Annotated in this window: 13 protein-coding genes, 3 pseudogenes and 1 CRISPR repeat array (1 of these 17 running past the window's edge); of the genes and pseudogenes, 5 read left to right on the top strand and 11 right to left on the bottom strand. The window is 51.2% G+C overall.

Annotated elements, in window-relative coordinates:
• A CRISPR array of direct repeats spans window positions 1–754; the repeat unit is 30 nt; unit sequence GTTACAGACGGACCCTTGTGGGGTCGAAGC; it reaches 1,509 nt to the left of the window's first position.
• Window positions 755–757: 3 nt separating this feature from the next.
• The gene (locus tag PGX04_RS34505) at window positions 758–940 is read left to right on the top strand and encodes a DUF7692 domain-containing protein (RefSeq protein ID WP_425498438.1); all 183 of its coding nucleotides are present in this window, start codon (window positions 758–760) and stop codon (window positions 938–940) included.
• 79 nt (window positions 941–1,019) lie between these two features.
• Here the strand turns inward: PGX04_RS34505 and PGX04_RS06920 are convergent, their stop codons facing one another.
• The 4 genes and pseudogenes from PGX04_RS06920 to PGX04_RS34500 all read right to left on the bottom strand — a co-directional run.
• Window positions 1,020–1,232, bottom strand: a complete 213-nt coding sequence (locus PGX04_RS06920) for a hypothetical protein (protein ID WP_273737838.1) — start codon at window positions 1,230–1,232, stop codon at window positions 1,020–1,022.
• A 58-nt stretch (window positions 1,233–1,290) separates the two neighbouring features.
• Window positions 1,291–1,629: pseudogene (locus tag PGX04_RS06915) on the bottom strand (tyrosine-type recombinase/integrase); the annotation flags it as partial.
• 472 nt (window positions 1,630–2,101) lie between these two features.
• Window positions 2,102–3,079, bottom strand: a complete 978-nt coding sequence (locus PGX04_RS06910; protein WP_273737837.1) for a DUF7983 family protein — start codon at window positions 3,077–3,079, stop codon at window positions 2,102–2,104.
• Between the two features lie 94 nt (window positions 3,080–3,173).
• Window positions 3,174–3,341, bottom strand: a pseudogene (locus tag PGX04_RS34500) (site-specific integrase); the annotation flags it as partial.
• Window positions 3,342–3,497: 156 nt separating this feature from the next.
• Between PGX04_RS34500 and PGX04_RS06905 the strand changes: the two are divergent.
• Window positions 3,498–4,130 carry an MjaI family restriction endonuclease gene (locus tag PGX04_RS06905; RefSeq protein ID WP_273737836.1) on the top strand — a complete coding sequence of 211 codons (633 nt, stop codon included), beginning with the start codon at window positions 3,498–3,500 and terminating at the stop codon, window positions 4,128–4,130.
• Here PGX04_RS06905 and PGX04_RS06900 read toward each other — a convergent pair.
• Both PGX04_RS06900 and PGX04_RS06895 read right to left on the bottom strand, forming a co-directional pair.
• Window positions 4,123–5,502 carry an SIR2 family protein gene (locus PGX04_RS06900; protein ID WP_273737835.1) on the bottom strand — a complete coding sequence of 460 codons (1,380 nt, stop codon included), beginning with the start codon at window positions 5,500–5,502 and terminating at the stop codon, window positions 4,123–4,125. The two genes, PGX04_RS06905 and PGX04_RS06900, sit on opposite strands and share 8 nt — an antisense overlap.
• A 381-nt stretch (window positions 5,503–5,883) precedes the next feature.
• A complete protein-coding gene (locus PGX04_RS06895) occupies window positions 5,884–6,717 on the bottom strand; it encodes an ISH3 family transposase (RefSeq protein WP_273737869.1) in 834 nt (277 codons plus the stop codon).
• 133 nt (window positions 6,718–6,850) lie between these two features.
• On the opposite strand from PGX04_RS06895, the gene PGX04_RS06890 reads away from it, so the two are divergent.
• Both PGX04_RS06890 and PGX04_RS06885 read left to right on the top strand, forming a co-directional pair.
• Window positions 6,851–7,180 carry a hypothetical protein gene (locus PGX04_RS06890; RefSeq protein WP_273737834.1) on the top strand — a complete coding sequence of 110 codons (330 nt, stop codon included), beginning with the start codon at window positions 6,851–6,853 and terminating at the stop codon, window positions 7,178–7,180.
• A gap of 59 nt (window positions 7,181–7,239) precedes the next feature.
• On the top strand, window positions 7,240–7,971 hold the full coding sequence (locus PGX04_RS06885; protein ID WP_273737833.1) for a hypothetical protein: 732 nt from the start codon (window positions 7,240–7,242) through the stop codon (window positions 7,969–7,971).
• A gap of 98 nt (window positions 7,972–8,069) precedes the next feature.
• Here the strand turns inward: PGX04_RS06885 and PGX04_RS06880 are convergent, their stop codons facing one another.
• From PGX04_RS06880 to PGX04_RS06870, 3 genes are read right to left on the bottom strand one after another with little or no spacing between them, the layout of a single operon-like run.
• The gene (locus PGX04_RS06880; RefSeq protein ID WP_273737832.1) at window positions 8,070–8,333 is read right to left on the bottom strand and encodes a hypothetical protein; all 264 of its coding nucleotides are present in this window, start codon (window positions 8,331–8,333) and stop codon (window positions 8,070–8,072) included.
• Window positions 8,330–8,479: a hypothetical protein gene (locus PGX04_RS06875; RefSeq protein ID WP_273737831.1), complete on the bottom strand. Its 150-nt coding sequence runs from the start codon at window positions 8,477–8,479 to the stop codon at window positions 8,330–8,332. Before PGX04_RS06875 ends, PGX04_RS06880 begins: the two co-directional genes overlap by 4 nt.
• A 56-nt stretch (window positions 8,480–8,535) precedes the next feature.
• Window positions 8,536–8,769 (bottom strand): hypothetical protein, encoded by a 234-nt coding sequence (locus PGX04_RS06870; protein ID WP_273737830.1) that lies wholly within the window; start codon window positions 8,767–8,769, stop codon window positions 8,536–8,538.
• A 224-nt stretch (window positions 8,770–8,993) separates the two neighbouring features.
• Between PGX04_RS06870 and PGX04_RS06865 the strand changes: the two genes are divergently transcribed.
• Complete coding sequence (locus tag PGX04_RS06865) at window positions 8,994–10,235, top strand: HNH endonuclease (RefSeq protein WP_273737829.1); 1,242 nt, start codon at window positions 8,994–8,996, stop codon at window positions 10,233–10,235.
• A gap of 340 nt (window positions 10,236–10,575) precedes the next feature.
• On the opposite strand, the gene PGX04_RS06860 is transcribed toward PGX04_RS06865, so the two are convergent.
• Complete coding sequence (locus PGX04_RS06860; protein ID WP_273737828.1) at window positions 10,576–11,718, bottom strand: tyrosine-type recombinase/integrase; 1,143 nt, start codon at window positions 11,716–11,718, stop codon at window positions 10,576–10,578.
• A gap of 507 nt (window positions 11,719–12,225) precedes the next feature.
• Window positions 12,226–12,372, bottom strand: a pseudogene (locus PGX04_RS06855) (ISH3 family transposase); the annotation flags it as partial.

The raw sequence follows: 12,372 nt of genomic DNA, 5'->3' as shown, positions 1-12,372 counted from the left end.
TGGTTACAGACGGACCCTTGTGGGGTCGAAGCTCGGAACCGTCACGGCTCATATGGCGGCGGTCGCTAGTTACAGACGGACCCTTGTGGGGTCGAAGCGATTATGCGACCAGGTGACCATCATGCCAGATAGGTTACAGACGGACCCTTGTGGGGTCGAAGCGAGGACTTGCGTAGTGTCACGCGGGACATGGCCCAGGTTACAGACGGACCCTTGTGGGGTCGAAGCGCCTGTTGACCGTAGGTGGTCGAGTTGAGGGCCATCGTTACAGACGGACCCTTGTGGGGTCGAAGCAACGCTCGGATGGGAATTGCGAGAGTGTTGAGATTGTTACAGACGGACCCTTGTGGGGTCGAAGCGGCGAGTTGGTTGACCGTGTGGCAGAGTTAGAATAGTTACAGACGGACCCTTGTGGGGTCGAAGCTTCCTCTTCGTCGGGTCCCCACTGCCCCCTGGACGGGTTACAGACGGACCCTTGTGGGGTCGAAGCTCGAACGCGCTCGAGGGCTCGTCGCCCTCGCTCTCGTTACAGACGGACCCTTGTGGGGTCGAAGCCCCGATCGGATAGTCGGCGAGGTGGACGGCGACGAGTTACAGACGGACCCTTGTGGGGTCGAAGCGGATTTTTTCGTTCTTGCGGTATCGCCGAATGCCGGTTACAGACGGACCCTTGTGGGGTCGAAGCGACGAGTCCGAGCTCGGCGAGGCGAAGGCAACACTCCTAGTTACAGACGGACCCTTGTGGGGTCGAAGCACAATCCAGAAAGCCGCCCAGTTCTACGACTGCAACCGAAGCAACGTTGTCGCGTTTACGTGCGAAGATGTCGACACGCTCATCTCCGCAGCTGTCGGTCTCGGTACGGCGAAAGGAGGTACGACTCCCTGGACGAGCTGTGCGACTCCATCGGGACCGACTCGAGGGCGTGCCAGAGATTGGTGAAGAACTGGCCGACGGCGCCTTCGAATGGGTTCAGTCCACTGGAAACGCGGAGTAATAGGTACGTAACTAAGACTTCGCACTATTCGTCTTCTGCCAGCCAGCGGAGCGTTTCTACAAGAACATGTGTCGCCGTCTCAGCGGTCGTTCGCATCGAGAGTAACTGCGACCTGTTGATCGAGCCCTCGAACACGCGCCATGTGTCCCCGTTTTTCGAGGCCATGAGTCGTTGCTGTCGGTCGTGATCGTCGACCGCGATCAGGTCGTCCTCAAGGTCAAGTTCTATATCGGCCACAAATTAGCGTTCAATCATTTCAGTTTTGAATGTATCGGTAGCTAATTAGTAGACGAGATCAGTCGCGGACTTCGTCGATACTGTCGGAGACGTCCTTCATCTTGGTATCCGAATATGCTTCGTGTGTTGTCTCGATCGATTGGTGACGGAGAGCTTCTTGCGCCTTTTCAGACAAGCCACTGGCGTATAGATCACGACCGAGCGCTCATCGGGCGCCGTGCAGCGTGAGATAGTCGTAATCGCCACTCGGGTCGATTCCAGCCTCTTTCGTGAGCCGTTTCATCAATCTACGGACTCCCTCTTTCGTGATCGAGGGCGATGGAACGTCGTTTTCTCGGTGGATACGTTCGAGGACGGTCGTTTTCGCCTTCTCACCCCACTCGAGAGCGACGCTCACCTAAGAACTTATTGTGACATAGTAACATGGTCTATATGCAGGGGGAACGGGTCGACATCCGATTCAACCCTGCCGAGAACGACTTAAGCTACCTCGGTTCCCCTTCCGACGTAGCTTTTCAGTGCTATCGACGACTCGAGGTCGTCGCAGGAGATGTTCACCAAGTGAAGACGACGCGGCCGAGTCGGCCGACGATCGAGAATCGCAAGACAGCAGAGGTAAAAATTCCCAGCAAAAATCTCACCTCTCCCTCTGGCGAGTCGGCCAACGGTCGCGAGGAGTGGATCGTGACTGTCGCCGAGCAGTTCGAATTCGTCGATGATTGTCCCTTCGTCGGGCTTCGAAAGGTAGGGTTCGAGGCTCTGATAGTCGTCCTAGCCGCCCACTTCCATCACGACCCGCGGATTCATCCTCTCCCGAACGAGCATCGTCTGAGCAACGTAACAGCAGAGGTCGTTCGAGGAGATTACAATCACGTTCCAACTGACGTCCCGGGGTTGAACTCCGTCAAGTCCTCAATCCGCTGTTCTAGTTCTGTGACTTCCTGACGCAACTCCTCGGCTTCTGGATCGTCACTCAGCGCCAGTTGGTCTTTCAGTCCTTGGAGACGGCTTTCCTTGCTTTCCTCGTCAACCTCAGCTTTGCGGACGTACTCACGCTCGTCGATCTCATACACCGCCGACTCTGAGAGTTCAGTCACCTCGAGCGCCTCATCGACCTTCTCGCGATCAACGGACATGAGCCGCTCGCGAGGGATGCCGGCGTCTTCGAGCACACGGAGCACCTCCTCATCGGCTTTGAGCGAGCGGTTGCGTCGAGTCGTGCGTTGGACCGACCCATACTGGCCGTATACTGGCTTATCGTGGTGAAGCCGGTCAAGAAGGACTTCACGAACCTCTGTGCGAAGGTCGCCCGCATTCCGTTGGACATCCGAGAGTAGTGTATAGAGATTGATGAGTTCTGGCGTCTCCCACTCGTCGAGTACCGCTGGATTATGCCGTTCGAGAGCGTCGATCAAGAGCAGCATGTCGGCGTAGACGTCAAGATCTGGTTCCGTCCGGTCATGCTCCTGCTCGTCAGTGGAGGGAGAGACACCCTTGATGAGTTGCGAGGTTGTTGGCTCGTCGGTCTCAGTGAGCGTCCCCGCCCGGTCGTTGCACTCATAGCGAGGGTGAAGACTCAGCACTGCCGCGTACGGTTCTGCGTCTAGGGGAAGCCGTTGGAGTTCGAATGTGCCCCCAGAGTCGGTGATTCGGCCGGCTAAGGTCTCGAATTGGTCACGTTGCAACGGCTGCGAGTCGCCGGTATCGGCGAACTTGATCACGATACGAGACTCTTGAGCACTGGTAATACGAAACTGCTTCTCAGTGAGCGGTGTTGTGAGTGTGGCATCCTCTCCAAGAGCATCGCATTCATCGAGGAGTGTCTGCCAGCTCGTCCCAAAAGGCATGGCTGTATGTAGTGGCCCGACGAAAAAACGTCTTCCCTTGTCCTACAGACCGTCATAGAGTGGTTCACACCTCGACACTATCCTCGATCGACTATCACGCTAAGCCAGCGTCCTCGAAGACCTCATTGACTACGTCGGCAGTGGGTGCGTTCAGATAGGGTTCGATCGCTTGGAATGAGTCCCAGCCACCGACTACCATGACAACTCGAGGGTTCACTTGCTTATCGACGAGAAGCCGCTGTGCATACCGGCGTCGGAGATCATCTTGAATAAACGAGTGGCTCAAGCCTTCAGAGCGGAGGTCTGGCCTTAACCGAACACGGATGGTGATAATCGTTGGGAAGTAATCTGGCAGGGTTTTTCTTCAGTATATGCGACTAGTAAGAGCTATATCATATCAGAGTATTGCTAGCCAGCAATGGCTGAAACCATCAGTATTGACGCTGACGAACGAAAGGAACTCACTACTGGGGATAAGAAGAAAGCACCAAAATATACATTCTATGCCATGAATAACGCTGTGAAATATTCCTCAGCGAACCGGAAACCATTGGTGGGGGATATCAGTAAGATACACGAAGAGTTTGAGGAGAAGCATCCTGACGGCGATTTTAATGATTGGCAGAATTATTACTACAATCACTACGACGGACGGGAACGGCTAGATGAGGCAACAGAGGAAGCATACGATATGTTTCTCACGATCCGGGCTGCTATTGATCAAATTGACCGGGAAGATGTACGGGAGTTTGTTGAGGGACTAGTCCTGAACGGAACGTACTCGAACCGGAATGCTCGTGAAGCAATCATTGAGAAAGTCGTTGAGAGCAGGTCAGAATGTGACCGTCTTGGTCCGAGCGAAGGACCGGACCAATGTGATTTGCGGCTTGGTGATCGGTTTGTTTCGATACAGCCGGAGGAAATGAGTGATGAATCGGTCTTCAAGGACCGTGATGATGTAGTAGTATTTTATTTTTCTGAGAATGAGGGCGATAATGGATTACAGATTGATGTGAGTGCATTAAGCAGAACACTTGATGAGTTCAGCTAACTGAGTCAGATTGTAGTTCGAGTTCGTAATCTTCTCCGTCTCTGACTTTACGTAGGAGTTCGACTGCGGAGTCGGAATAACGGCGTTGAGTGTCTTCGCGGTCGAATGCAATATCCATGTGATACTGATTATCACTTTCTTTGATGTTAATGTCCTTTTTTTCCTCGATCTGTGCTATGAGTTGGTTTGCATAATGCCATGTATCGTATCCAAGTTCTTCTGCAACTTCGGTTAGTCGGTGGCGATATAGAATGTTGAAGTCCATCGGGTTGTCGTGTGTTGTAACGCCGAATAGAGTCCCGAATGATTCACCGGAGTTGGCCGCTCTTTCAAGGGATTGGTAGTTAATCTCAATTTCTTCTCGTGGGGCTTTTGTCTTAATAATATCGTAGGTATTGGCCATGACTGTTCGTAGGAGTTTGAGATTCACTCCTTCAATATTCCCGCCTTGGCTAAATGCGCGGAAAACCCAGTCAAATGATTTAGATTGGATGTAGTTAACGCGAATTGATTTACTATCTACTGTCTGGATGGGTTTCTCTCTTTGGAATGTGTCAACAGAGGATATGTCGTCTTCCCAGTCGAGGAAGTAGATGTTGTCGATTAGTCCGTCATCAGGTGCTAGAATCTCATCTATATCAGAGAGTATCCGCCGCACGTTATCATCTGTGACGGAGTAGCCGCTTATCAGTACAGGATGTTCAGCAAAATAAGTGAGGAGTTTTGCAGAGAGATATTTTTGCTTATTGACCCATTGATCGTAGTCTTCGTCAGTGAGGATTAGTTTTTCTGGCGTAGAGACACAGCCGTGGATTTTGAGGATTTCGCCGACGCTCTGGTAGTCTGTACGCAGTATTTCTTCGCCGACGATGGGTTGGTAGTCGGGGAAGATAACTTCGAGAAAGGGATCGTAGTTAGTTGTGATGATGGCGTGAGGTTGTATCTCTTGAAGAAGTCCGATTTCTTCCCGGTGTCGCTGATTGTTAATGGCATCAATTGAGTTGGGAGTGATGTCACGGAAGTGTTCTGCAACTTTGTATTTGAGGTAGATGTCGCTGGGATATTCGCGGCTACGTAGTTCATCTGGAAACTCGTTTTTACCGTCTCCCCATGCCCAATCGTAGTAGTCGTCAGCAAGTATACCTCCGATCTCGGGGTAGGAGTCGTTTCTTTGGAGGTAGTAATCGATACTATGGTTGACTTCTGGGCAGTCATCGGCCATTTGTTCTAACAGGCTTTCCCAAGTGGGAGCGTTGAAGTACCGCATGGATAGACCTGAGCCAACGAAAAGAATGGGTTGGCATTTCAATTCTTCTACTTGTGATATGATGTTTTTCTGTCGCTCCTGTATGTATGTTCCAAAGTCTTTCATTGAGCGTTAACTGTTGTTCTTTCGTTATAACAGTTCGTTTCGATGAATTGTTGTTCATATATACCCGATAACTTTTATCTAAATGTTAGGAGTAATATGATAGGCCGAATAACACTACAGAACCCTGTTCATCTCTGCAACGCCTCACCGTGGACCCATCATAGGATGAACCGGTGACGCAAGGAATCCGACTCTGCCAGTGTCAGTAGTTCCCATCGATCCTGATTGCTGACTCGATTTTTAGAAGGACTGAAAGAGATCAGACCGAGTGACTCATTGCGGCACCTCAGACGGCGATCTCACGCAGTGAAAAAGCCGTCGAGCCAGACACGATGCGAAGCCGTCGCTCCGGTACAGGGTTGCCGCTGGACGCGAACGATCTCAACCCACGTCCAACTGGCTATAGGTCGCCAGAATCCCGGTACAGTTCGTCGGTGCTTCCCATTTCCGCCGTAACGTGTCGTCGAGTGCGTGATCAATCCACTCGCGGAAGACCTCGAACCGGAACCAGACAGGCAGTGCTCGCCCGCCGCGCTGCGGCGTGGCGAGCACGCCCCACCGAACGATCACCCAGAGATTCCGCAACAGGAAGCTCACCAGAACGAACAACAGCCGCACGACTGGATCAGTCGTGCTGGTTCGTGCACGCGCTTCACGCATCGTTCGGAAAGCTGTCTCGATCGCTGAGCGCTTCTGGTAGAGTGCTTCGACATCTTTCGGCGTGCGATCGGTCAGATCGCACGCCACGTACGCCCGAACGAGCAAGCCGTGTTTGCCTCGATTGCCCTGCTGGTAGGAGACACAGACTGCGAGCGGGAAGCGTAGTTCCCGCTTGCTCCCCTCGTACATCACGTACTCTGTCCAGTAGGACACCGTCGTGTCGAGTTTCTCCGCCATCTGTTTTCCGCGCCGCACGACTGGAAGAGCGACTGATGCGACTGCAGTCAGTCGCTCGATCGACGTTCCGTCGTAGAACCCACGGTCGGCAAGAACGCCAGCGACATCAAAGGGGAGAGCCGCGACGTGGTCGAGCACTCGCTCGACCGCGTCGCTCTTCGGTTCATCACCACGAACGGGTGTGACTGCGACGACCAGTGGTTTGGCCCGACAAAGAACAAATCCAGCAAGGTAGCGATGGCACTGGGAGGTGCCATCACGAGGCTTCGTGTGACAGATTACGCCAGGTTCAGCGTGTGGACAGCCATGATAATGGATATGGACGAAATCGAGGCAGATGATCCTCGGCCCTAGTAGTTAAGCGAACTTTTGGGTATGGGTCATCTCAACGTAGCCGTTTACAGCATCATGAGCAGAAACCACCGAATCGCTATACCCAGAACTTATCTGAATGACTACTGCCGAGGATCATCGCCGCCTGTTGACAGAGAAGGCGGTTAGCGATTGCTTCGAGTTCAGCAGGCAGGACCGTGTGAAGTTGGGCAAGCGTGTAGTCATCGGAGTATGTTCCACGAGTGGTGTCAGTGACAGCCTTGATGGATTTCTGATCGACAGCGGCCTGGAGGAGCGTCTGTCGGATAATCCCGGAGTCGAAGGCTGCGGCTTCGACTCCAGGAATCGGGATCTCAGAGAGGAGATCACGAGATTGTTCGCCGCACTGCTGGCCGGAGTTGGATGGACTGGAGCGAACGTTATCTCAAATCTGATCTTCGGAATCTGAACATCTACCGCTACTCTAATCAGAACATTTAGTGCCGATCCATCCAGTTATCTTCTAATATGTCTGATTATCCGCCAGTTGCCAAAATGACCTATGACGATGGCAGAATCATAGGGATGGAGATTAATGAAGAGTGGTGGGAATCATCTAAACAGGAGTATCTAGATTTCAGGCGCTTCAAGCAGAATATGACGGGGGAATGGGCCGAGGATAGTATAGTCAATTATGAGAAGTTGGATGGTCTAAGCGGTTTGATTGTTGACCCGCCCGAGAACTGGTTGGAGAAAGAGCACGAAGATGAAGAGCTTGTGGAGGGGGAGGCTAGCTTTCTCGACTTACGCATAAGTCTGATTTTGAATATTATCCGCGATAAGGCGCTGAAGACTATTTTAGATCAAGAAATAGCTCATATTGAGAACTTGATTGGTGAGAACGATTTCAAAACAGCGATTATTAGACAAAGTGCGTTCTTCGAAGAATTCCTTGCGATGACTTGTGTGGTCAAGTTAGGTCGAAATAAGAAAGAAGCACTTTCAAATAAGGATTTAGGAATAGTCGAACAAATGGGGCATTCAGACCGGATACGGTTAGCCCGAATCCTCCGCGTTATCAATGAGAAACAGCATCAACGGTTGCAGGAGATGGCGTCAATGCGGAACGAGATCGCTCATACGCCTTGGACAGAATTCGGCGAAGATAAAGAGAAAACCATTCAGCGTATTGCTACTAAATCGTTTGAGGTTATGGATCAGCTCTCAGTATCGATGGATGAGAAACTGTCATTCTACTGAACCAAGATATCTAGTTCACTCACTCACCTCGAGAATGAAATCTGGGGCGCCCGCATGAACTACAATGGCATCATGGGTTTTGCCGTCGAATTCGGCTGTCAGTTTTCCCCGGTTGTATACTCAGATCCCTCGGCCCGGATAAGATAATCTGTGATCCACTCGACGGGGCACATTGATCGTTCGCCTACCTCTTCTACTTCTGCTACAACATTTTGCACCTTCCATGTAGCACCGCAACGAGCGTTCCAGCTACATTCGATAAACTCGTCTTCGATATCGAATTCTATTGGGGGTCCGCATACGGGACACCGGGCATCTAATTTGTTGTTAGCAACCCATGCAATACGAGCTTCTTCCATCATCGGTCGCTCACCTCGAATATCCCGCTAACTACCTCAACTAATGCATAGAGCCAGAGAATTACAAGGAATTCCCATCCTATCATACTGAGTCCTTGTGCAAGGGAGTATCCTGCCAATCCTGTGAGGAAGAGGAGGGGAAATATCATTGCCAGCCTATCCAATGGGTCTTGCTCGAGATCGTCGCCCCGGGCGTCGTCCTAGTTCATGTGTCTTCCCTCCAGTTCGCTTCTGCTTCGAGTATGCTGTTGAGGTGTTCGTTTTTCTCTTCGCACTGTTTCTCGACTTCCTTGGGATTCTTGTCACACCATTCAACGGCTTTGCGGACGAGATCAGCGCCGAAGTCCCACATCTCTGAGATAGCTTGGATTTCTCCATCCTCAGCTCGGACAACGTCGTAAATGTCGAGGACACTGACGCGATCGTTTTTAATCTTCATTGAATCACCTCGCGTTCGAACTTGTCCTCTTGCAAGGAGACGCACTCGTTGCAGAGTGCCTACCGGGAGTCGTCTGGTGGAGTGTCGCAGATGATGCAGATTGTGGTAGTACCTGTCATAGTTATACCTGTGGTATCGGCTAGTAAATATTTAATGTTCAACAGGTAGTAGCGGGGTTCCAAGCGATGGTTTGATATGATAATGTGAAAATTTGTGACTAATCAATGTCACAGCAGTATCCGTCGGATTGGGATTCTCGCCGGAAGCAGGTCTACAAACGCGATAATCATACTTGCCAGAATTGTGGAGCGCAGGGTGGGACGGGCAGGAATGCGGAGCTTCATGCGCACCATATTGTCCCGAAGTCAAAGGGTGGGACGCACAAGTTGAGTAACTTGAAAACTGTATGTAAGGATTGTCACAATGCGATTCACGGGAATAGTGTTGCTCCATCAGCGCAGCAATCGCCGTACTCTACTGATGCGGATCTAGATGACAGGTATCCACTGGATGTGGATGATTACCCGTATACTGCTATTGACGATATTAGGAGCCTCAATGCTATGAAAGAGTGTTATGATGATTACAACGCTATTGATGATGCTATTGACGAAGTAGTGAACTATGTGGAGATGGCATCGAGTATTCCAGAAGATGAAATACCGGATCAACTACTAGAGCAGTGTTTACAAGCATTTGAGAACGCGGATAGTAAGATTAGAGATTTAGAACGTGATGTGGAGGCTTTGAACGAAGCATATACGGACCAGTTTTCAGTCCAAATCAAGAACCCGTATCAGTCGTTTGTTGAAGAAGTTGAGAGGGATATAGAGAAATTCGATGCGTATTTGGATACCATAGTCGGATTACTTGGGAATAGTGATACGTCTGAAGCTGAGTTTCTTGAGATCAAATTAGCGAGTAAGAGGATGCATGACTCTGTGGAAGAGACGGGTGATGCGTTCGGGGAACTGACTTCGGCTTTCTCTTCACTTATAGACATTAAAGTGTTAGAAGCCGCTTCATATGATGGTACTGAGAAGAATGTATACTCATTTGATGAATGTCCGTTTTGTGGGAAATCCTCTGATCTCAGTACACCAAGGGATGGAATTGTGAAGTGTCAAAGATGTGAAATAGAACTTAGACAGGAGGATAGTCGACTTTATAGTTTGGTCAATGGCCCGTCGGAATGGAATAGCGTAGAGATATTAGATGAATATTGGAAGAGACTTGGAGAGAATGAGTTTGAAACTGCCAAATCTGTACAAGAGATCACACAGCACTCAGCCAAGATTGTTAGGACTTTGAGGAAGCGAACAATACTTATTGGTTGTGCCACACTTCTGACGGTGGGTATTAGTATTCTTGGTGGTTCAACGCTATTATTTTTCCTTTCCTTACTGATTGGCGCGGGGGTCGTATACCTCTCTAAAAAGCAATTGGAGTCTAAAATAGAAGTTTAGTCGTCGAAATCCGCGTCCTCGAAGTCGTCGAATCCGTACTGCTCGGCCATGTTTTTCTCATACACTTCGCGTCGACAGTCTTTGCAGAGGTCGCATTCTTCTGGAAGGAATACGGGTCAGTGGCATTTTGCACAGTGTTCGAGTGGACGCCCTTTGATTTTCATGTTGTGATCACCCGGACATGCTCGTCCTCGAGCGCGACGACCTGACTTGGGAACAGCGCCGGGAGATCGCTGAGCCAATGACGGCGAAAAAGCGATATCAGATGCCGAATTTTGTGTGGAGGTGGGAAAGATGTTTCGCGACTCTCATACTGCTACCGCATAGTTCGTAGTCCAGATCAGTCGCGTACTTCGTCGATACTATCGGAAACGTCCTTCATCTTGGTATCCGAGTACGCTTCGTGTGTCGTCTCAATCGATTGGTGGCGGAGAGCTTCTTGCGCCTTTTCGGACAAGCCACTGGCATACAGATCACGACCGAGCGCCCGTCGTGCGCCGTGTAGTGTGAGATAGTCGTAATCGCCGTCCGGGTCGATACCCGCCTCTTTCGTGAGGCGTTTCATCAACCGCCGAACTCCCTCTTTGGAGATCGACGGCGGTGGGACCTCATGCTCGCGGTGTAGTCGGTCAAGAACCTCGGTTTTCCCTGCGTCACCCCTACCCTCGAGTGCCGCAGAAACCGTCTCCTCACCGATCGATTCGACAAGTGCCTCGCGTTTCGACTGATAGTGGCCGGTCGGGAAAACAGGCCACTCGTCAATAGGTGGATCGAGGAGTCCTCGCCATCGCTCAAGGACATCATGAACGCTCTCAGGGAACGGTGCGGTTTCATAGTCTCGTGACTTCCCATAGACCTCTATCGACCGCTCTTCGAAATCGACGTCAGACCAGCGAAGGCCATCACGTTTCTCGTCCTTTGGATCCGAGAATAGTTCTGCCCCACGCGCCCCCGTTCCATCAAGCATAACGACGATCGCTCTATCGCGGAATGCAGTCTCTCGATCAACCCGGATGATTCCTTCGAGTGCCATGTCGACGCGCTTGGTGACGTAGTTGATGAGCTGCTCGCGCTCGTCTTCCGACCAGTACTGCGTTTTTCGCTTCCCATCGTCTTCAGGAAGCGGATCCATCGCCTCGGTCGTGTCCGCTGGGTTCGTCTCGAGGAGCTGGTCTCGAACACACCAGGACAGGAACGCACGGACATACGCGAAGTACGTCTGTGCCGTCGACGCCGAGATCTCCTCGTCGATCTTGGTTCGGTCGTATAGGTCCTCGTTGTATCGACGGACGTCTGCCGGCTCGAGATCTCCAATGTCCTCGAGGCTGAGTTCGTCCTGACAGAACTCGGCGAACCCAATCAGCGGCGAGCGCATCGTCGTCCGGGACCCTTCAGCTTGGATCTTGTAGGTGAGGTAGCGTTCGATCGCGTCTTGGATGGTCTTCCCCTGGGAGTGAGCCCGTCTCTCGCTGGGAGTAGACATTCGTGTCTGGGGTACAGTATCGACCCTCGTAAAGTCCCTTGGTTAAACGAGAATTTAGACAAGTGAAATGAATAGGGCCTAAATCGCTTGTTTTCGGTATGCTCGAGTGGTCTACAGTACAGTATCGCATCTCATATACTGTATAACGATATATAAATCTGTACCCCCCAGAAGTTCACAGTTTCGGAGGATAGGCTAGTTTCGGTCCGAATCTCTGCCGACTTGCGGGACTATACAACGTGATCGACTCACTTTCCTGAAGTCAGGTAGATATATTTCTCATGTTCGTCTAATTATGAAATAATTCTAGACTCGGTACTTCCCGAACGTCGCTTCGTGAGCTGTGCTGAGTCATGGACGAACGGAGTGAACGCCGGTGTGGTAACTGAGTGAACAAGAAATAGAATCCACGGATGAGGAGAAGTGAAGTAAGAAGACCGAGATACGCTGTTCTAGGCGAATGCTGTTGCTCACTAGGAGCTTGCCCAAGGCCGCGGGCTGACGCCAGCCCGCGGCCGGCGCGTACGCTTCTGGCACACCTGTTCCGTTCATCTCGATTTCCCAACTCCGCTCTAGCTCTTCCTCTAATACATGTCTGATCCAGTCAGAGAAGGTCTTGAACGTGAATTCCTTGGGCAGGTCGCGCCCGCCCCG

Source organism: Natrinema soli (assembly GCF_028618695.1).
This window is presented reverse-complemented; position numbering and strand designations above follow the sequence as displayed.

Coding starts and splice junctions, on each gene's coding strand:
- PGX04_RS06910 (WP_273737837.1), bottom strand. CDS start 3,079: ATGCCTTTTGGGACGAGCTGGCAGACACTCCTCGATGAATGCGATGCT.
- PGX04_RS06905 (WP_273737836.1), top strand. CDS start 3,498: ATGGCTGAAACCATCAGTATTGACGCTGACGAACGAAAGGAACTCACT.
- PGX04_RS06900 (WP_273737835.1), bottom strand. CDS start 5,502: ATGAAAGACTTTGGAACATACATACAGGAGCGACAGAAAAACATCATA.
- PGX04_RS06890 (WP_273737834.1), top strand. CDS start 6,851: ATGACTACTGCCGAGGATCATCGCCGCCTGTTGACAGAGAAGGCGGTT.
- PGX04_RS06885 (WP_273737833.1), top strand. CDS start 7,240: ATGTCTGATTATCCGCCAGTTGCCAAAATGACCTATGACGATGGCAGA.
- PGX04_RS06880 (WP_273737832.1), bottom strand. CDS start 8,333: ATGATGGAAGAAGCTCGTATTGCATGGGTTGCTAACAACAAATTAGAT.
- PGX04_RS06875 (WP_273737831.1), bottom strand. CDS start 8,479: ATGATATTTCCCCTCCTCTTCCTCACAGGATTGGCAGGATACTCCCTT.
- PGX04_RS06870 (WP_273737830.1), bottom strand. CDS start 8,769: ATGAAGATTAAAAACGATCGCGTCAGTGTCCTCGACATTTACGACGTT.
- PGX04_RS06865 (WP_273737829.1), top strand. CDS start 8,994: ATGTCACAGCAGTATCCGTCGGATTGGGATTCTCGCCGGAAGCAGGTC.
- PGX04_RS06860 (WP_273737828.1), bottom strand. CDS start 11,718: ATGTCTACTCCCAGCGAGAGACGGGCTCACTCCCAGGGGAAGACCATC.